We start from the raw sequence: 20,970 nt of genomic DNA on the forward strand, positions 1-20,970 counted from the left end.
CTAACAGAGGACAGATGTTTACACTAAAGTGATAAAAAATGAAAACAGAGGAACTTTTTTATAAGGAAATCCTGAATTATACAAATGAAAGCGCATCCCTTCAATATTGTCAGAAAAAACAAAAAGGAGTGTATTTACGTGGGAAAATACGTTACAAAGCGAGTTCTTCTCGCTATTGTCACCGTTTTTATTGTCTGTGGTATCACATTCTTTGCCATGAACGCCATTCCGGGCGGACCTTTTGACGGTGAAAAAGCACTTTCTCCGGAAGTAAAAGAAGCACTGGAGAAGAGATTTAATCTGGACAAACCGGTAGGCGAGCAGTTTGTTCTCTATATGAAGAACCTGGCTCATGGAGATTTCGGTGTTTCCGCAAAAACAGGCCGAGACATCAAGACAACAATTTTTGAATCCTTTAAAGTTTCAGCAAAGCTTGGCGGAATGGCAATCCTTACTGCCCTTGTGCTGGGTCTGATCTTCGGAAGTCTTGCAGCGCTTACAAGAAATCATCTTCCTGACCGGCTGATCATTTTCTTTTCCACCCTGTTTACGTCGCTGCCAAGCTTCGTGTTCGGATCGTTGCTGCTTCTGGTATTCTGTGTGACTCTGAAATGGGTTCCTGTGTGGAGTCCGGACAATCAGAATTATCTTCTTCCGGTAATTGCCCTGGCAGCTTACCCCATGGCGTATATCACACGTTTGACCAAGAGCAGTATGCTGGATGTTCTGGGACAGGACTATGTCCGTACAGCCAGAGCAAAGGGTGTGTCCCAGCTGAAAACTATTTTTAAACATACGCTCAGGAATTCTCTGATTCCGGTTATCACCTATGTAGGCCCCATGACGGCATCTATTCTTACAGGAAGCCTTGTTGTGGAAAAAATCTTTACTATCGGCGGTCTGGGCGCAAAATTTGTAGAGGCCATTACGAACAGAGATTATCCTCTGATCATGGGAACTACGATTTTCCTGGCAGTACTGATGGTAACAATGAACCTGATCACTGATATTGTATATAAGATGATCGACCCGAGAATTAAACTGGATTAAGGAGGAAACTACGTGGATAACACCAGTAAAAATCTGGATGAGATGCCGAAGAAGTCGCCATTGAGCTTCCAGATTGATTTGAAAAAATTTGAAAAAGCAACTGATGAAGAGAAAAGACAGCAGGATGTTATGAGCGAGTCCACTTCTTTCTGGAAGGACGGATTCCGCAAGCTGAGAAGAAATCCGCTGGCTATGGGCAGTCTGATCGTTCTGATCCTGATCATTGGAATGATCCTGATCGTACCTCATGTAGTGCCCTATTCCTATTCTCAGATCATTACTGTAAATGGCAGAAGAGACAAGACAGCCTCCAATATGGCTCCCTTCCAGTACTCACAACTGGAGCAGCAGTACATAGAGGAGGGCGGTAAGGTATTCCCTCATATTATGGGAACAGATGAAATGGGACGTGACTACTTTGTCCGTGTTATTTACGGAACAAGAGTATCTCTGGCAGTCGGACTTTTTGCCAGCATCATTGTCCTGATCATCGGCGTTCTGTACGGAAGTATTTCAGGATACTTCGGAGGCAAGGTGGACCTGATCATGATGCGAATTGTAGATATCATATATTCGCTTCCGGATATGCTTATGGTGATCCTGCTTTCTGTGGTGCTGAGGGAAACGCTGAACGTAGATGCGATTCCTTTCCTTCAGAAGCTGGGACCGAATATGATCTCCATGTTCATTGTTTTCGGACTTCTGTACTGGACAGGTATGGCACGTATGGTCCGTGGACAGATCCTTACCATTAAACAGAACGAATACGTACTGGCAGCCAAGATCAGCGGCGCAAAATCAGGAAGGATCATCCGCAGACATATTCTTCCCAACTGTGTCAGCGTAATTATTGTAGCAGGCGCTCTTCAGATTCCGTCAGCAATTTTTACAGAGAGTTTCCTGAGCTTTATCGGACTTGGCGTACAGGCTCCGATGCCTTCTCTTGGATCTCTGGCAAATGCAGGACGTGCGGGTCTGACTGCTTATCCTTATAAGCTGATCTTCCCTGCTATTATGATCTGTCTTATCACACTTGCATTTAACTTACTGGGCGACGGCCTTCGCGATGCCTTTGACCCGAAACTGAGGAGGGATTAAGATGAGTGAGAATATACTTTCAGTCGTAGACTTAAATACCTCTTTTCGCACTGACAGAGGAGAGGTTATGGCGGTAAACGGTGTTTCCTTTAATCTGGACAGAGGCAAGATCCTGGGAATCGTAGGAGAGTCCGGTTCCGGAAAAAGTGTTACCGCATATTCCATTATGCAGATTCTGGAAAAGAACGGAAGCATCAAAAAAGGCCAGGTTCTTTATAAAGGTCAGGATATTACAAAGTTTTCAGAAAAACAGATGAGAGAGTTCCGTGGAAAATGCTGTTCTATTATTTTCCAGGATCCTATGACAAGTCTGAATCCTGTATTTACTATCGGAAACCAGTTAAAAGAAGCGATTGAGCTTCATACAGACCGTAAAGGCAAGGTGGCAATGGACCGCGCTATCGAGATGCTGACTCTGGTTGGAGTCAACGAGCCGGAGAAACGTGTAAAACAGTATCCTTATGAGCTGTCCGGCGGTATGCGCCAGCGTGTTATGATCGCCATGGCTCTGGCATGCGAGCCGGATATCCTGATCGCTGATGAGCCTACAACAGCGCTTGACGTAACCATTCAGGCGCAGATCCTGGAGCTGATGCAGAGTCTTCAGAAAAAACTGGGTATGGCCATCATCATGGTAACTCATGACCTTGGCGTCATTGCAGATATGTGTGATGAGATCATTGTCATGTACGGCGGCCGTGTCTGCGAAAGGGGAACCGCTGAGGATATCTTCTACCGTCCGGCCCATGAATATACAAAAGGACTTCTGAAGTCTATTCCAAGCGTGGATCGTATGGGAGAGAAGCTGATCCCGATTCCGGGAACCCCCATCAACCTTCTGAATATGCCGAAGGGCTGTGCATTCTGCCCAAGATGTGAGAATGCAATGAAAATCTGTATCGAGGAGGTTCCGCCGGAAATCCAGATGCCTGACGGACATTTTGCTTCCTGCTGGATGAGTGTGAAGGAGCAGATGGAGGCACAGCAGGAGGGAAAGAACAATGAGTAATGTGACAAATAAAAGAGAATATCTGGTTGAGGTCAACAACCTGAAACAGTATTTTCCTGTTAAAACAGGTTTTATGAAAAATACACCTCTGAAAGCAGTAGACGGCGTATCCTTTAACATTAAACCAGGTGAAACACTGGGACTGGTAGGAGAGTCCGGATGTGGAAAAACAACGGTAGGACGTTCTCTTCTGAGATTATATACACCTACCTCCGGCGATGTGTTTTTTGACGGAGAAAGAGTAGACAAAAACAGCATTGGCCATATGCGTAAAGAGATGCAGATGGTATTCCAGGATCCTTATTCTTCTCTGAATCCCCGTATGACTGTAGAGGATATTATCGGAGAGCCTCTGGACGTACATAAGCTGTACTCCGGCAAAGGCGAGCGCCGCGACCGTATCCTGGAGCTGATGGAGCTGGTTGGACTGAATGCAGAGCATGCAACCCGCTACGCTCATGAGTTCAGCGGCGGACAGCGCCAGCGTATCGGTATTGCCAGAGCCCTTGCAACAAAACCGAGATTTATCGTATGTGATGAGGCGGTCAGCGCCCTTGATGTTTCCATCCAGGCGCAGGTGATAAATATGTTTGAAGAGCTTCAGGAGAAGCTGGGTGTTGCTTATCTTTTTATTGCCCACGACCTTCTGGTTGTTCATCATATTTCTGACCGTATCGCAGTTATGTACCTGGGAAGAATCGTGGAGATTGCAGATGCAGATGATCTCAATGAATCTCCTATCCACCCATATACTCAGTCCCTGTTAAGTGCAGTGCCTTATCCGGATCCGAAGATGGCCAAGGAGCGTCAGCGTATCATTCTTGAGGGTGATGTGCCAAGTCCTCTGAACATGCCTACCGGATGCGCGTTCCGTACCCGCTGCAAATATGCAACAGAGCGCTGTGCAAAGGAATGCCCGACACTGACAGACAGAGGAAACGGACATATGGTGGCCTGCTTTAACAAATAAAAGCAGATATCGGGACATACAATTTATAGGAATACAATTACCGTGCAGGATTTGTGTGGTGTTTGTATAAACTGCAGTGAAAGCTGTAAATAAAAAATCCAGACAGGAGGAAATTTTTATGAAGAAGAAACACGTAGCACTTGCTCTTGCAGCAGCTATGGCAGTGACCACCGTAGGGGGGGCAACTGTATATGCTTCTGAAGAGCACGGACCATCCAGCGAAGCGGCACCGGCATGGGAGAACTATGACGCACGTATCGCAGAAATCAGAACAGAGACAGACCTGGTTAAACGTGAAGCTCTGATGCATGAGGCAGAGGATGAGCTTATGAACACATGGGCAATCATTCCGCTGTACTACTACAATGATGTGTACATGCAGAAAACAGATGTAGAGAACATTTACTCTAACCTGTTCGGCTTCAAGTATTTCGGATTTGCAAAAACTCCGGACAACACTTTAAGCCTTCAGATCGCATCTGAGCCGAACAAACTTGACCCGGCTCTGAACTCTACAGTAGACGGTGCCTGCCTTGCAATCCTGGCATTTTCAGGTCTGTACAGCTACAACGCAGACGGAGAACTGGTTCCTGAGCTTGCAGACAGCTATGAGATGAGCGAGGACGGTCTTACTTACACCTTTACCTTAAAAGAGGGTCTGAAATGGTCTGACGGAGAGGAGCTGAATGCAGAGGACGTTGTATACAGCTGGAACCGTCTTGCAAATCCTGATACTGGTGCAGACTATGCATACCTGGCAGATATCATTGCAAGAAAAGATGATGATACACTTGATATCGCCGGAACAGGCAATACCTTTACTGTAAAGCTGAAAGCTCCATGTGCATACTTCCTTGATCTGTGTGCATTCCCGGCATTCTATCCGGTTCCGCAGCAGAGTGTAGAAGCAGCAGAAGGCGCTGACGAAAATCCTGGCGCATGGTGTGTTGAGGCTGGATTCGTTACTTCCGGCCCGATGACATGTACAGAGTGGAAACACAATGAGTCCATGACTTATGAGAAAAACCCGAACTACTTCAGAGCAGACGAGGTTTCTCTTGAAAAAGTTCAGTTCATGCTAAGCTCAGATGATACAGCAATCTGGAACGCATTTGAAGATGGTTCCCTGCAGTTTATCGACACAATCGCAACAGACATGATGGCAACAGCAAAAGAAAAAGAAGAATACCACAACATTCCGAACCTTGGAACCTACTATGCAGGATTTAACGTAAACAGCGATCTGTTCAAAGGCAAAACTGTACAGCAGGCTGCTGACATGAGAAAGGCTATGAACCTTATCATTGACCGTCAGTATATTGTTGACACAATCGCCCAGGCTGATCAGGAAGTTGCAAATACCTTTATTCCTACAGGTATGGCAGACGGCAACGGCGGAGAATTCCGTGTAAATGACGATGCTTACACATATCCGATGGAAGACGTTGTTGGATACTTTGATCCAAATGCATACGAGGAGAACCTGGAAGAAGCAAGAAAGCTTCTTGAAGGTGCAGGCTATAAATTCGATGAGAACGGAATGCTTTCCGCTGATACTCCGATCAATATGACATATCTGACAAACGACGCAGAGGGCAATGTTAAAATCGGCGAGTCCATTCAGCAGGATTTTGCAGCTCTGGGCATCAACGTAACAGTTGAGACTCGTGAGTGGTCTGTATTCCTTGATGAAAGAAAACAGGGTAAATTCGACTTCTGTCGTGAAGGCTGGCTGGCAGACTACAATGACCCGATCAACATGCTTGAAATGTGGGAGACAGAGTCCGGAAACAACGATATGCAGTTCGGAAGATAAGCATATCTGAGAAAGACTTTTCTCTGAAATAAGCAAACATAAAAGCGCTGCAAAGCAGGTAAGGAATTTATCTGCAGGGCAGCGCTTTTGTTGTATATGCATCCGTCCGGACAAACAGGAAGATTCTGTATCCCGTAAATAAATGTAGCAGAAGAGGAGCTTTTATTGTTTACAGATGCAGGTGTGAAATGAGGTAAACCTGTATATTTATAGAATAAACTTGAATATTTATCGTATAAAAACAACTTGCATATGCTGTCGTAAATTAGTATAATGAAAAAAGGTTCGCAATAAAAAATAAAGGGAGAGGAAATCAATGAACAACAAAGAGTTCAAACCGTATGTTCCGGCTGAAAAAATCACACCGGAAATGACGGTGACATCCGTAATCATGGGTATGATCCTCGCAGTTGTATTCGGCGCAGCCAATGCTTATCTTGGTCTTCGCGTTGGTATGACCGTATCTGCTTCTATTCCGGCAGCAGTTATTTCCATGGGTGTTATACGCGTGATTATGAAGAAAAACTCCATTCTGGAGAGCAACCTGGTTCAGACCATCGGTTCTGCAGGTGAGTCTCTTGCAGCAGGAGCAATCTTCACAATGCCTGCCCTGTTCCTGTGGGCAGAAGAAGGCCTTACTGAAAAACCGGGACTTGTAGAAATTACACTGATCGCGCTTTGCGGCGGTGTACTTGGCGTACTTTTCATGGTACCCCTTCGTAATGCTCTGATCGTAAAAGAGCATGCAACTCTTCTTTATCCGGAAGGAACTGCTTGTGCAAACGTACTTCTTGCAGGTGAAGAGGGTGGCTCCAATGCAGCTACTGTATTCTCCGGTATGGGAATTGCCGCTGCATTCAAATTTATTGTAGACGGTCTGAAGGTAATCCCGGCAGACGTTGCAGTTGCTTTTAAATCCTTTAAGGGTGAGATCGGTATGGAAGTATATCCGGCTCTTCTTGGTGTTGGCTATATCGTTGGTCCGAGAATTGCTTCCTTCATGTTTGTAGGTTCCATCGTAGGATGGCTGGTGATCATTCCGCTGATCTGTCTGTTCGGACCTGATATTTCTCTGTATCCGGCAGAGGCTGGCGTGACAATTTCCCAGCTTTTTGCAGAGGGCGGCGCTTCAGCAATCTGGTCAAACTATGTAAAATACATCGGTGCAGGCGCTATCGCAACCGGCGGTATCATTTCTCTTATTAAGTCCCTGCCTCTGATCATTTCTACTTTCCGTGATTCCATGAAGAGTATGAAAGGATCCCAGAACGGCGGTACTTTAAGAACAGACAAAGATCTTCCAATGGGCGTTATTCTTGCAGGAATCGTTGCCATGGTATTTATTATCTGGTTTGTTCCTGCAATCCCGGTAAACTTCCTGGGTGCGCTGATGATCGTAGTATTCGGTTTCTTCTTTGCAACCGTTTCCTCCCGTATGGTTGGTATGATCGGTTCCTCCAACAACCCGGTATCCGGTATGGCAATTGCCACACTGCTTCTTGCTACCTTTGCCATCAAGGCAACAGGTGAGACAGGTATCGACGGAATGAAGGGTGCGATCGCTATCGGATCCGTTATCTGTATCGTTGCTGCTATTGCAGGTGATACTTCTCAGGACCTTAAAACAGGATACCTCCTTGGCGCAACACCGAAGACACAGCAGATCGGCGAGCTTCTCGGTGTTGTTGTTTCCGGTCTTGCAATCGGCGGCGTTCTTTATCTTCTTGACGCTGCATGGGGATACGGTACTGCAGAGGTTCCTGCTCCTCAGGCTGGTCTTATGAAGATGATCGTTGAGGGTATCATGGGCGGAGATCTTCCATGGACTCTTGTATTTGTAGGTGTATTCCTTGCGCTGGGCCTGGAAATCTTAAGAATTCCGGTAATGCCTTTTGCAATTGGTCTCTACCTTCCGATTTATCTGAACACAACCATTATGATCGGCGGCGTTGTTCGTATGTTTATGGACGGACGTAAAAAAGTTGACAGCAAGACAAAAGAATCTCAGGTTACCAACGGTACCCTGTACTGCGCTGGTATGATTGCCGGAGAGGGACTTGTAGGTATTTTCCTGGCTATTCTTGCGGTTGCCGGAATCAGTATTCCTGCATTTATCAACCTGGGAAATATCGGCGGCGTTGTGATCATGGCGCTGATGATCCTTGGTCTTCTGAAATTCTCCTTATGGAATAAAAGAAAAGCCTGATGAGAAAAAAGAAAGATAAAGGTATGCAGATCAACTATCTGGATCTTATCCCGGAAAAAAATCAGTCGCTGAAGTGGCATACAGATCTGAAGGACAGAGTGATCCTTGAAGTGGAAAACACAGGGATCATGAACAAGATCGCGCAGACAGTGTTTAACAAACCGCGCTTTACCAAGGTCCATCTGGATGCTCAGGGAAGCTTTATCTGGCCCCTGGTCGACGGAAAACGTACAGTGACAGACATTGCGCTTCTGGTAAAAGATGAATTCGGGGAGGCAGCCGAACCTCTGTATCCCAGAATTATCAAGTATTTCCAGATTGTTGAAAGCTATCATTTTATTAAATTTGTAAATATGCCTCAGAAATAGGGCAGACTAAGAGCGGGAAGCGGCATGGGCCGTCTCCCGTTCTTTTAGGATAAGGGACGCTTTATCGCGTTAGAGTTATATCACTACAGGAGGAGGCTTTTATATGAAACTGGCAGGAAAAAGATCTGTATGGCTTGAGTATCTGGTTATTTTTCTGGGTACAGGACTGATGGCAACTGCGATCAAGGCATGCTTTGATGCATGCGGACTGGTCACAGGAGGATTTTCCGGAGCAGCCATTCTGGTAAAGGAGTGGACCAGAGGAATTGTAGAAAACGGAGTCCCACTGTGGGTGACAAATCTGAGTCTGAATATTCCTCTTTTTATTCTGGCAACAAAACTGAAAGGATTTTCCTTCGTAAAAAAAGCGCTGGTGGGAGATATGACTCTTACCATGTGGTTGGCTGTTCTTCCGGAGTGGAAGCTTTCTGATGACCTTCTTCTTTCTTCTGTTTATGGAGGGATCATCCTTGGTGTGGGAATCGGACTGGTATTTCTGGGCGGAGGAACAACCGGAGGAACGGACATGCTTGCCGCCATTATCCAGAAATATATGAGACATTATACCATTGCCCAGATCATGCAGTTTATTGACGGCTCCATTGTCCTGGTGGGTATGTACGTGTTCGGAATCCGCAAGGGACTTTACGCTATCATTGCCGTTTATCTTGTGACAAAAGTATCGGACGGCCTGATCGAAGGTCTGAAATTTTCAAAGGCAGTGCATATTATTACAGATAAGCCGGAAGCCATTGCAAGAATGATCATTCACGATCTTGACCGTGGAGTAACAGGAATTTCTGCAAAAGGAATGTACTCCGGGCAGGAAAAGCTGATGCTTTACTGTGTGGTGGGCAAGAAGGAACTGGTTCAGCTGAAGGAAAAAATTGACGAAATCGATCCTAAAGCATTCGTGATCGTAGGCGATGCAAGAGAGGTTCATGGAGAAGGATTTATAGAAAGATAGGAAAAACACACAAAAATCACCTGAAAATTTGTAACAAATTTACGATTTCCTCTTTTATTTTTGGTGATATTGTATTAAAATATCTTTATGTACAGGTTTCTTTATGGGAAAAAGAAGAGACATGCAGAATGCATGAGAAGGGATGTTTGCAGATGATATCAAATCAGGTACTTCAGAATACTCTGGAAGGGTTAAAAGAAATATCCAGAATCGAGTTTTGTATTATAGACACAGAAGGAAAGGTTCTGGCATCTACATTTTCGGATTTTTCAGTTCAGGCGCAGGATGTGCAGGCATTTGTAGAATCTCAGGCTGACAGTCAGCTTGTAAAAGGATTTCAGTATTTTAAGGTGTGTGACGATTATCAGCTGGAATATATTCTGGTTGCCCATGGTGACGATGAGGACACTTATATGGTTGGCAAGCTGGCAGCGTTTCAGGTACAGAATCTGATCGTTGCTTATAAAGAGCGGTTTGATAAAGACAGCTTTATCAAAAATCTTCTTCTTGATAATCTTTTGCTGGTGGACATCTACAACCGCGCCAAGAAGCTTCACATTGATGCGGATGTGCGCCGTGTTGTTATGATCATGGAGCTTCAGCAGGAAAAAGACCACAATGCAATGGAAGCAGTAAAGAGCTTTTTCGGCGGAAAAACAAAGGATTTTATCACAGCAGTAGACGAGAGAAGCATCATTATTGTAAAGCAGCTTGAGGACGGAGAGGGTTACAGCGATATGGATAAGCTGGCTCATGCGATTCTTGATACCCTGGGCTTCGGGCTGGAAAATGATACTCATATTGCATATGGAACGATTGTCAGTGAGCTGAAAGAGGTTTCCAGATCTTATAAAGAGGCAAGAATGGCTCTTGACGTGGGAAAAATCTTTTTCGGCGACAGGGACGTAATCGCATACAGCTCCCTGGGAATCGGCAGACTGATCTATCAGCTTCCGATACCGCTGTGTAAAATGTTCATCAAAGAGATCTTTGAAAACAAATCTCCGGATGATTTTGATGAAGAGACACTTGTCACAATTGACAAATTCTTTGAGAACAGCCTGAACGTGTCAGAGACATCAAGACAGCTTTATATTCACAGAAATACTCTGGTATACCGTCTTGATAAGCTTCAGAAAAGCACAGGACTTGATCTGAGAGTGTTTGAGGATGCTATCACATTTAAAATTGCGCTGATGGTTGTAAGATATATGAAGTATATGGAGACACTGGAATACTGATGCTGCAGATGTGTTTGGTGTTACTGTTCATTTCGCTGCAGAATAGTAGAATGTGAACAGCTGCTATTTGGTTTTATGTCAACAGTTGGGGAGGATTCTTCGGAATTCTCCCTCTTTTTAATTAGGAATCATAAATGGGCAGATACGGGATTCTGTACAATGGAATCTATGGCAGGAGGAAAACAGAGATAAAATAGAAAGAAAACCTTGAATTCATTTATCCTTTCCTGTACAATAATCCCCTGAAGAAACGCCTGGTGTTTCTATCATTCACAATATATTCAAAATTTTCATAGCTGCTATGAATGTAAAATTTTTATGAAAATCTTTTGGATTTCAAAAAAACACTTGAAATTCAGCTGGAAGTATGTTACAACATTGTTACAAAAACATTAAAATGCTTATTTGCGGGATGCAAACTGATACTGCCGGAATCCCATGGCAGTATTTTTCTGTGAAGAGAAAGCAGTGGTTTGTTCTAAAAGGAGGAACATATGATAGATCTGATTGATGTAAGTAAGTCATACGGAAAGGGCCTTCCGGCTGTCAACCATGCGAACTTACATGTGGATAAAGGAGAGTTCGTGTTTGTAGTAGGAAGCAGTGGCTCCGGCAAGTCCACACTGATCAAGCTTTTGATGAAAGAGCTTGACAGCACAAGCGGTCAGTTGATCGTCAGCGGTGAGCGTCTGGAAACAATGAAACACAGCAGAGTTGCCAAGTACCGCAGAAAGCTTGGTGTTGTATTCCAGGATTTCCGTCTGCTGAAAGACAGAAATGTATATGAAAATGTCGCTTTTGCCCAGCGCGTTATCGGAAGACCGGGAAAGGTGATCCGTAAACGTGTTCCTGAGGTGCTTATGGAGGTTGGACTTGCAGGAAAGTACAAATCCTATCCTGATGAGCTTTCCGGCGGAGAACAGCAGAGAGTGGCTCTTGCCAGAGCTCTTGTAAACCGTCCGGACATTCTCCTTGCAGATGAGCCTACCGGAAACCTTGATCCTCAGACTGCTGAGGAGATCATGAATCTTCTGGCAGAGATCAACGAGCGCGGAACAACTGTGCTGGTGGTAACACATAACAAAGAAATTGTAAACTCCATGAAAAAACGTGTTGTTACCATGCATGAGGGCGTCATTGTCAGCGATGAGAAAGAAGGAGGATATCATGAGGCCTAGTACCATATGGTTTACCCTGAAGCAGGGTGTTAAGAATATAAAAAGAAACTGGATGTTTTCCATTGCGTCAATTCTGACAATGGCAGCATGCATCTTTCTTGTAGGTATTTTTTATTCTATTGTAAATAATGTGGATCACATTGCTCATAAAGTAGAGCAGGAAGTGCCGATCACGGTATTTTTTGATGAGGGAACAACTCAGGAACAGATTGATGCGATCGGAGAGCAGATCAGGCAGCGACCGGAAGTGCAGGAAATTGTATTTACTTCTGCAGACGATGCCTGGAACGGGTTTAAAGATCAGTATTTCCAGGGATCTGAGGCAGCAGAGGGATTCCGGGACGACAACCCGCTTGTAAACTCTGCCAACTATGCTGTTTATATGAATCAGATTGAAAAACAGAATGAGCTGTCTGCCTTTATCCAGGGACTGGATCATGTACGTGAGGTAAATCAGTCAGAGGAAGCGGCAAAGACTCTGGGAAGCTTTAACCGTCTGGTATCTTACGCTTCTATGGCGATTATCGCAGTGCTTCTGCTGATTTCTGTTTTCCTGATCAGCAATACGGTTTCCGTTGGTATCTCTGTCCGCAAGGAAGAAATCGGAATTATGAAATATATCGGAGCTACAGATGGATTTGTCCGGGCGCCGTTTGTAATGGAAGGTATGGTACTTGGAATCGTGGGAGCGGCGATTCCTCTGGTTGCGCTGTATTTCTTATATAACACGGCAGTCGAATATGTACTGACAAAATTCAATGTTCTGACAGGTGTGGTTGCGTTTATTCCGGTAACAGACATTTATATGACGCTTCTTCCTATTGGCCTTGCACTGGGAATCGGAATCGGTCTGATCGGAAGCTTCCTGACAACGAGAAAACATCTTCGTGTATAAGGAAACGCATTCAGGAATATTCAGTATACATAAAAAGTCCGGACAGCATCCGGAAATGAGTTTTGAAAATAAAGAGAAATGAACAAGCGGCATAAGGCTTTGTCTTTCAGAAGAAAGAGAGCATTGTGCCGTTTATTTTTACAGGGGGGCGGAGATATCAATGAAAAATAAGGAATATATAAAAGGAATTGCCACAGGAGTTGCACTTTCTCTGGCAGTGGGGGCAGGCGGATACCTGGGATACCGGTCTCAGTATGACGGAGTTCTTTCTGAATCGGAGCATGTGGGAAAGCTGAAGTATCTGGAGCATCTGATCGAGGAAGAATATTTAGGTGAAGTCGATCAGGAAAAACTTGCAGAGGGGCTTTATACAGGCCTTGTATATGGACTGGGAGATGTGTATTCCAGATATTATACAGCAGAGGAATATCAGCAGGAAAATTCGTCCACTATGGGCGCCTATGTGGGAATTGGTATTGCGATGCAGAAAAATGAAGAGGGGGGCGTCCGGATTGTGGAATGCTACGAAGAAGGTCCGGGAGACAAAGCCGGTCTGAAGGCCGGAGATATTATCAGCGGTATTGACGGTACAGACATTACGGAAAAGGATGTCTCGGAGGTTGTGGATATGATACGGGGAAGCGGGAAGGAAAAAGTGGTGCTGACCGTTCACAGACAGAATGTGGAGAATGCCATGGAGGTGACTGTGGAGATCACAGATGTGGAGCTCCCCTCTGTATTCAGTGAGATGCTGGAGAATCAGACAGGATATATCAGAATATCTCAGTTTACAGACGTTACTCCGGATCAGTATGAAAAAGCGTTTTCTGATCTGAAAGATCAGGGAATGGAGCAGCTGGTGGTAGATCTCAGAGGAAATCCGGGAGGTCTTCTGACTTCTGTATGTGCAATATTAAACAGTATTCTTCCGGAAGGTCTGATCGTATATACGGAAGATAAATACGGAAACCGTAGCGAGGAAAGATCAGAAGGAAAAACACCGTTGGATATGCCTTTTGCAGTACTGGTAAATGAAAACAGCGCCAGCGCCTCGGAGATTTTTGCCGGAGCGGTTCAGGATTATGGAATCGGCACCATCGTGGGTACTGTTACTTACGGAAAAGGCGTGGTTCAGGAGCTTCGCCCCCTTAGTGACGGAAGCGCGGTAAAGCTTACAGTCTCTGATTATTACACTCCGAAGGGAAATTCCATCAATGAGGTGGGAATAAAACCGGACGTGGAGGTAAAGCTGGATCCAGAGCTTCTCAATCAGGAGGAAATCACTCACCAGGAGGATAATCAGCTTCAGGAAGCTCTGAAGGTACTGGAAACAGATAACTGATATTTACCCAAAAGGCTATTACGGAAGGTGCTTTGACCATATTGCTGTAAACGGAGACAGAGGATTGAGGGAGTCTGAAGCGGACTTGTCTGCTATGATATGGAAGTATTGTCAGTTCTTTTCCATTTTTGTTGCACATATCGAACTGTAATGGTATGATAAAACAGAAAGCAGCACCGGAAACTTCGGAGTATACAGAGACAGCCTGGTGTTATGATTAAAAAAATGGAGGGGAAAATATGAAAAAGTATGTGATCACAACAGACAATAATGCAGACCTGCCGGAGAGCTATTACAGAGAACATGGGGTGGGCTGCATGTATCTCAGTTATACAATAGATGGAGTTCATTATACTCATGAGAACTTTATGGATGAACCTGAATTTTATGAAAAAATGCGGACAGGCTCCATGCCCACCACTGCGCAGGTGAACCCGGAAGAGGCAAAAGAACTGTTTGAACCATATCTGAAAGAGGAAAAGGATATTTTGCATATTGCTTTTTCCTCAGGCCTGAGCGGAACCTGCAACAGCTGCCGGATTGCAGCAGAAGAGCTTATGGAAGAGTATCCGGAGCGAAAGATCGTTATTGTAGATTCTCTCAGCGCTTCTCTGGGACAGGGACTTCTGGTGTATCTGGCACAGAAGAAAAAGGAAGAGGGGCAGGATCTGGATGCCGTGGCAGAATGGGCGGAGCAGCATAAGCAAAATATCGTTCATCTTTTTACAGTAGACGATCTGAACCATCTGTACAGAGGCGGCCGTGTGTCAAAGACGACAGCGGTTCTGGGCGGTATGCTGAACATTAAGCCGATTCTTCACGTGGACGAAGAGGGGAAACTCATCCCCATAGGAAAGGTACGGGGCCGCAAAAAATCTCTTCTGGAACTGGCTGATCTGATGGATAAAAAAATCGGCTCCTGCGCTTCTTCCTGTGACACAGTATTTATCAGTCACGGAGACTGTCTGGAGGAGGCTCAGTACCTGTCTGGCAAAATAAAAGAAAAATATCAGGTAAAGACAGAGATCATTAATTATGTAGGAGCAGTGATCGGAGCTCACTCCGGCCCGGGTACAATGGCTTTGTTCTTTGTTGGTGATGAAAGATAAAAACACCAGGAACCTGTTAGAAACAACGCTACTGAAGTAATAAAAATGTAACAAAATCATAATATTTTGTAAAAAATGCTTGCTTTTTTTTCAATCCTTCCTTAAAATAGAAAAGAAGGGCCGGGGCATCAGAGCTGCCGGTAGGAAACAAGTTCGAAATTCATCTTGAGAAAGGAAGGATTGAATGAAAACAATAGGAAAAAAATGCGCGGTATTGCTTCTGGCAGCAGTCATGTTGGCTACAACTGTTTTTTGCACAGAAGTTCCGGTAAGTGCGTTAACGTTAAAGGCAACGATTGCCAACAGCAGGGTTACTACTAAAATACAGGAAGCCGGGAGATATTCAATCAGGATTCAGTGGGATATGTCGCGTCTTGCCAGTGGTTATGCTATATACAGAAAAGAGAATGGTCAGTCTTACAAAAGAATAGCTACTGTGGGAAAAAATGTTTCCAGCTATTTGGATCAGAAGCGTGTATCTGCAACGCAGTATCAATATGCAGTCCGTGCCTACCGCAAAGAAAACGGCAAGGAAGTATACAGCCAGTACAATGCAGTTTTAGGCGCTACACGTCCGGAAATGCCGAAAATTCAGGCTAAGGCAAATTCCAGCAGACAGATTACCGTATCTTGGAATCATGTCTCCAGAGCAGATGGCTACAGTGTGTATCGAAAGGCTTCCGGGGAAAAGTGGAAGACAATGATAACTTTATCAAAAGATCACTCTTCCTATGTGGACAAAACGGTATTGCCGGATACCAAATATGTTTATACGGTTCGCCCATATAAACTGGGCGGTGGCAATGTAAAATATCTTGCATCCTACAAAATTAATAATAAAGTAATAGAAAGTAATCTGGTAACAACACCGGGAAAAGAATATCCTGCATATAATTCTGCACAGAAGGAAGTTATGAAAAAAATTCTTTATGGTGTGGAGACAGGTGGAAATGTTTATGGGAATCAGGACTATACAGATGTGACTCTTCCATATACAAATAGTGGTGCGGAACATGCAATTACAATTGGAGCAGGTCAATGGTATGCAACAGAAGCACAGCGACTGTTAAAACTAATTCACAGTTCAAGTCCTGCAACATGGAACAAGTATGATAAGGACGGCAAATTGTGGAAAGATGTAGCAAATAAAAACTGGAATACATATTCTGACAAAGCATATTTAGGAAGAATCGAAAAAATTATCAGCTCACCGGCAGGCATTAAATGTCAGGATCAGTTAATGTACACACAAATTGAGGAAATGGAAAAAGAGGTAAGAAGTCTGGGTATTACGGAACCGAAATCAGTCGGAATGTTTATTAATATCCGTCATCAGGGAGGATATGGAGCTGTAACCCGTGTTCTTGCAAAAACCAAAAGACCGGTAAATCTGGATAATATTCTTGCTGCGTTAAGAACAGATACAGGAAATCAGGTTGGCGCTTACAGAACACGCCAGAATAAGGTATATACCTGGTTGAATAAATATATGAAATAAAATATTTACGGCAGAGCAGTGATGGAAAAACAGCTTCCTCATTGCTCTGTTTTATCGTATTTTTCTGAACGGATGGTTGTATTTGGCAAAAAAGAGTGGTATAATTTAGAAAATTGAATAAAAAGAATATCAGGTGCTGGATTTTTATCCGGTTAAAAGGGAAGCAGGTGAGAATCCTGCACGATCTCGTCACTGTATTTAAGGAGTACAAAGCATTTTGTATTTTTACAGCCACTGGGAAACTGGGAAGGCTGCTTTGTATGTGGAATTATAAGCCAGGAAACCTGCCTGATATTGGTACGGGGACGAGGGTCCCAAATCACGAGTAATTGGTTGTACCGAATTGTGTCAGCAGCCCTTTTACCATGAGTAAGGGGTTTTTTTATTTTTATATAAAAATTCAGGTAATGGCACGGTGTTTTGCAGAAGAGTTTTTCTCCGTACATTTTTATTCATTTTTCGGAAAACTGTCATACAGCGGACAGGTTCCGGCACAGTGTAAAAAAGGAGGATAAAAACATGAAAAACAAAACTGTAAAAGCACTGGCATTACTGATGACTGTAACAACTGTTTCTATGATGGGAGCCTCCAGCATTTATGCTTCCGATACAGAAACAACAACAGAAGCTGCGGCTGAGGAAACTGAAGCTGCAGGAGAAGAAAGCGCAGATGCAGATCAGCAGGCAGCAGACAATGTGGCAGCGCTGATCGACAAAATTTATGTTCAGGAAAGAACAGAAACAACAGATGATGACTGTAAAGCTGCAAAAGAAGCCTGGGATGCCCTTACCGATGCACAGAAAGAGCTGGTGGAAGGCGAGAATGCCAGCCCGGATTACTTTGGACTGGACACCGGAGACGCTGCCAAAGATGATGCACACAATGCAGATGAGATTGGCGAGAACGAGCTTCTGGTAGTAAGCTTTGGAACCTCCTATAACGACAGCCGTGTTGAGGACATTAAAGGAATTGAAGACGCTTTGCAGGAAGCTTATCCGGACTGGGCCGTAAGAAGAGCATTTACTGCTCAGATCATTATCAACCACGTTCAGGCAAGAGACGGGGAAGTGATTGACAATATGCAGCAGGCTCTTGACCGCGCAGTGGAAAATGGAGTAAAGAATCTTGTGGTGCAGCCTACACATCTCATGCATGGAGCTGAATATGACGAGATGGCAGAGGTTCTTGAACAGTATCAGGACAAATTTGAATCCGTTGCAATTGCAGAGCCTATGCTTGGCGAGGTTGGGGATGATGCAACTGTGATTAATGAAGATAAAGCAGCAGTTGCTCAGGCAGTTGCAGATGCGGCAGTTCAGGAAGCAGGATTTGACAGTATGGAAGCAGCTGCAGAGGATGGCACAGCATTTGTATTTCTTGGCCACGGAACTTCCCATACAGCAAAGGTAAGCTACAGCCAGATGCAGACCCAGATGGAGGAGCTTGGATTTAAGAATGCATTTATCGGCACTGTAGAAGGTGAGCCGGAAGATACTGCCTGCGAAGCAGTGATCGAAAAGGTAAAAGAAGCAGGATATAAAAAAGTAATCCTTCGTCCGCTTATGGTAGTTGCCGGAGATCATGCAAATAATGATATGGCAGGAAGTGAAGAAGATTCCTGGAAATCCATGTTTGAAGCATCCGGCAGCTTTGACAGTGTGGATGCTCAGATTGCCGGCCTGGGAAGAATCGATGCAGTAAAACAGCTTTATGTGGATCATACAAAAGCAGCAATTGATTCCCTTGGAACAGAAGCAGCTACAGAGGATGAGGCGGCAGAAGCTGAAACAGCAGAGGCAGAAACGGAAGCTGCAGAAGAATAAGAACCATATGGATAAAAAATCTGCCCGGAATGTTACAGAACTTCCGGGCAGTTATTTTGAAAGGAGATCAAGGTTATGAAACGTAAAATGGCAATGATTCTTTGTATATCCGGCACAATAGTTATGGCAGGAAGCTCCGCTCCTGTTATGGCACAGGAATATTCGGCTGCAGATGAAATTCCCATTACAGTCTTTTTTGATGAAGGAGCTACCCGGGAGCAGATCGACAGGGTAGAAGAGCAGATCAGAGAAAGAAAGGAAGTAAAAGAAATTTTATATGTTTCTTCAGACCAGGCCTGGGAGGAATTTAAAGATTCTTATTTCCAGGGATCAGATGTTGAGGAAGGATTTCAGGATGAGAATCCCCTTTCCGGGTCGTCACATTTTAAAATTTATACGGAACAGCTTCAGGATCAGCCGGAGCTGGCTGAATATATAGAAAATCTGGATTATGTCAGGGAAGTTAACTGTGCAGATGCGATTGAGGACAGTCAGAGCAGCCTGAAAGACGGTATTTACACAGCTGATTTTGATACAGACAGCAACATGTTTCATGTGAATGAGGCAAAAGACGGCAAGGGAACACTGACAGTAAAGAACGGGGAAATGACCATTCATGTCAGTCTTGTTTCCAAGAGCATCGTAAATCTGTTTTCAGGAAAAGCGGAGGATGCACAGAAAGAAGGCGCGAAGGTTCTGGAGCCTACAGAGGATGAGGTTACATACAGCGATGGCTATAAAGAAACCGTGTATGGCTTTGACATTCCGGTTCCGTCTCTTGAGGAAGAATTTGACGTAGCACTTCTTGGCAAAAAAGGCAAGTGGTACGATCATAAAGTAAGTGTTTCCAATCCTCAGCCGGCGGAGAACAGTGAAGAGACAGGCGGTTCATCAGAAGGAAAGACAGCAGAGGAGCTGAAGCTTGAGGATGGAGATTACACAGTGGAAGTGGCTCTGGAGGGCGGATCCGGAAAGGCAACGGTAGAGAGCCCGGCGGAAATGAAGATTTCAGATGGAAAGGCCATGGCAACCATTACCTGGAGCAGTCCCAATTACGATTATATGATCGTGGACGGGGAGAAGTATGAGATGGTAAATACAGAAGGAAATTCTGTATTTGATATTCCGGTTGCAGCCTTTGATACGGCCCTTGAGGTAAAGGCCGATACCGTAGCCATGAGTGAACCCCATGAGATCAACTATACCCTGCAGTTTGATTCTGAATCTGTGAAAAAGGCTGAATAAATATGAAAAGGATTTTAATCTGTTTTATTGTAAGTATTATGCTTTTTATGGAAGGTATTCTTCCGGTCCAGGCATCTCAAGGCCAGAAGGAACCGCTGGAAATTTCAGGACTTGTTTACGATCACAGCATGGAACTTGATTATGCAGAACAGTTTTCTGTAGATTATTATAAAGATGGCTATGCTCTGATCACAATTGCAGATAAGGACAGATTTCTGGTTGTGCCGGAAGGGAAAAAGGCGCCGGAATCCCTGGATGAAACCATTGCAGTTATTCAACAGCCGGTGCAGAATATTTACCTTGTGGCAACCTCTGCCATGAATCTGTTCTGCGCGCTGGACGGGCTTGATCACATCAGTCTTTCCGGCACAGATGGAGACGGCTGGTATATTGAAGAGGCAAAAAAAGCTTTGGAGGATGGAAGTATTTCTTTTGCAGGAAAATACAGCGCTCCTGATTATGAACTGATTCTAAGCAAAAACTGTGGGCTTGCTGTGGAATCTACCATGATCTACCATATGCCTGAAGTGAAGGAAAAGCTGGAACAGTTTGGAATTCCGGTTCTTGTGGAGCATTCCAGCTATGAGCCTCATCCCCTGGGAAGAACAGAGTGGCTGAAACTGTATGGAGTGCTTCTGGATAAGGAAGAACCGGCTCAGGAGCTTTTTGAAAAGCAGGCAGATAAGGTGAAAAATCTGGAAAACAGCAAAAATACAGGAAAGACAGTGGCATTTTTTTATATTAATTCTGTAGGAGCTGCAAATGTGCGAAAATCCAATGACTATGTGGCGAAAATGATTGAGCTGGCAGGAGGAAAATATATTTTTGATGAGCTTGGAGAGGATGACAGCGCACTTTCCACCATGAACATGCAGATGGAAGAATTTTACGCCGGGGCAAAGGATGCGGATTATATTATTTATAACAGCACCATTGACGGTGAGCTGACGACCATCGATCAGCTTCTGGCAAAAAGCTCTCTTCTCAATGATTTTAAGGCAGTAAAAAATGGAAATGTATGGTGTACGGAACAGAATCTTTTTCAGGATACTATGGGGCTGGGAACCATGATCGAAGATATCCATACCATGCTGACAACAGAAGATGGCAGTCTGGACACTCTGACTTATATGCACCGGCTGAAATAGGCCGGC

At 44.4% G+C, this 20,970-nt stretch carries 17 protein-coding genes and 1 riboswitch; all 17 genes read left to right on the forward strand.

The window, feature by feature from the left end; all coding sequences use genetic code 11:
* Positions 1–138 precede the first annotated feature (138 nt).
* The 17 genes from NSA57_RS00785 (at position 139) to NSA57_RS00870 (ending at position 20,964) form a co-directional block, all read left to right on the forward strand.
* Positions 139–1,050 carry an ABC transporter permease gene (locus tag NSA57_RS00785; protein ID WP_147598031.1) on the forward strand — a complete coding sequence of 304 codons (912 nt, stop codon included), beginning with the start codon at positions 139–141 and terminating at the stop codon, positions 1,048–1,050.
* 42 nt (positions 1,051–1,092) lie between these two features.
* Positions 1,093–2,148 (forward strand): ABC transporter permease, encoded by a 1,056-nt coding sequence (locus NSA57_RS00790; RefSeq protein WP_173752087.1) that lies wholly within the window; start codon positions 1,093–1,095, stop codon positions 2,146–2,148.
* 1 nt (position 2,149) lies between these two features.
* Positions 2,150–3,157 (forward strand): ABC transporter ATP-binding protein, encoded by a 1,008-nt coding sequence (locus tag NSA57_RS00795; RefSeq protein ID WP_147598033.1) that lies wholly within the window; start codon positions 2,150–2,152, stop codon positions 3,155–3,157.
* Positions 3,150–4,127: an ABC transporter ATP-binding protein gene (locus NSA57_RS00800; RefSeq protein ID WP_147598034.1), complete on the forward strand. Its 978-nt coding sequence runs from the start codon at positions 3,150–3,152 to the stop codon at positions 4,125–4,127. The genes NSA57_RS00795 and NSA57_RS00800 overlap by 8 nt, the downstream gene beginning before the upstream one ends.
* 118 nt (positions 4,128–4,245) lie before the next feature.
* Positions 4,246–5,943: a peptide ABC transporter substrate-binding protein gene (locus NSA57_RS00805; RefSeq protein ID WP_257463715.1), complete on the forward strand. Its 1,698-nt coding sequence runs from the start codon at positions 4,246–4,248 to the stop codon at positions 5,941–5,943.
* Between the two features lie 316 nt (positions 5,944–6,259).
* The gene (locus NSA57_RS00810) at positions 6,260–8,149 is read left to right on the forward strand and encodes an OPT family oligopeptide transporter (RefSeq protein ID WP_257463716.1); all 1,890 of its coding nucleotides are present in this window, start codon (positions 6,260–6,262) and stop codon (positions 8,147–8,149) included.
* Positions 8,149–8,517 carry a PqqD family protein gene (locus NSA57_RS00815; RefSeq protein WP_147598037.1) on the forward strand — a complete coding sequence of 123 codons (369 nt, stop codon included), beginning with the start codon at positions 8,149–8,151 and terminating at the stop codon, positions 8,515–8,517. The genes NSA57_RS00810 and NSA57_RS00815 overlap by 1 nt, the downstream gene beginning before the upstream one ends.
* Before the next feature lie 103 nt (positions 8,518–8,620).
* A complete protein-coding gene (locus NSA57_RS00820) occupies positions 8,621–9,484 on the forward strand; it encodes a YitT family protein (protein WP_257463717.1) in 864 nt (287 codons plus the stop codon).
* Positions 9,485–9,636: 152 nt separating this feature from the next.
* Complete coding sequence (locus NSA57_RS00825) at positions 9,637–10,725, forward strand: PucR family transcriptional regulator (protein ID WP_257463718.1); 1,089 nt, start codon at positions 9,637–9,639, stop codon at positions 10,723–10,725.
* Between the two features lie 494 nt (positions 10,726–11,219).
* On the forward strand, positions 11,220–11,903 hold the full coding sequence (ftsE, locus tag NSA57_RS00830; protein WP_022067129.1) for a cell division ATP-binding protein FtsE: 684 nt from the start codon (positions 11,220–11,222) through the stop codon (positions 11,901–11,903).
* Positions 11,893–12,798, forward strand: a complete 906-nt coding sequence (gene ftsX, locus NSA57_RS00835; RefSeq protein WP_257463719.1) for a permease-like cell division protein FtsX — start codon at positions 11,893–11,895, stop codon at positions 12,796–12,798. Before ftsE ends, ftsX begins: the two co-directional genes overlap by 11 nt.
* A 160-nt stretch (positions 12,799–12,958) precedes the next feature.
* Complete coding sequence (locus NSA57_RS00840) at positions 12,959–14,140, forward strand: S41 family peptidase (protein ID WP_173752030.1); 1,182 nt, start codon at positions 12,959–12,961, stop codon at positions 14,138–14,140.
* Positions 14,141–14,379: 239 nt separating this feature from the next.
* Positions 14,380–15,249 (forward strand): DegV family protein, encoded by an 870-nt coding sequence (locus tag NSA57_RS00845; protein ID WP_138269967.1) that lies wholly within the window; start codon positions 14,380–14,382, stop codon positions 15,247–15,249.
* A gap of 184 nt (positions 15,250–15,433) precedes the next feature.
* Complete coding sequence (locus NSA57_RS00850) at positions 15,434–16,747, forward strand: fibronectin type III domain-containing protein (RefSeq protein WP_257463720.1); 1,314 nt, start codon at positions 15,434–15,436, stop codon at positions 16,745–16,747.
* A gap of 114 nt (positions 16,748–16,861) precedes the next feature.
* Positions 16,862–17,053, forward strand: a riboswitch (cobalamin riboswitch).
* Between the two features lie 213 nt (positions 17,054–17,266).
* Positions 17,267–18,571, forward strand: a complete 1,305-nt coding sequence (locus NSA57_RS00855) for a sirohydrochlorin cobaltochelatase (protein ID WP_257463721.1) — start codon at positions 17,267–17,269, stop codon at positions 18,569–18,571.
* A gap of 75 nt (positions 18,572–18,646) precedes the next feature.
* Positions 18,647–19,816: a permease-like cell division protein FtsX gene (locus NSA57_RS00865; RefSeq protein ID WP_330671270.1), complete on the forward strand. Its 1,170-nt coding sequence runs from the start codon at positions 18,647–18,649 to the stop codon at positions 19,814–19,816.
* Positions 19,817–19,863: 47 nt separating this feature from the next.
* Positions 19,864–20,964: an ABC transporter substrate-binding protein gene (locus NSA57_RS00870; RefSeq protein WP_408611605.1), complete on the forward strand. Its 1,101-nt coding sequence runs from the start codon at positions 19,864–19,866 to the stop codon at positions 20,962–20,964.
* Positions 20,965–20,970 lie beyond the last annotated feature (6 nt).

It is taken from the genome of Blautia caecimuris, from assembly GCF_024622975.1.
GTDB lineage: Bacteria > Bacillota > Clostridia > Lachnospirales > Lachnospiraceae > Blautia_A > Blautia_A caecimuris.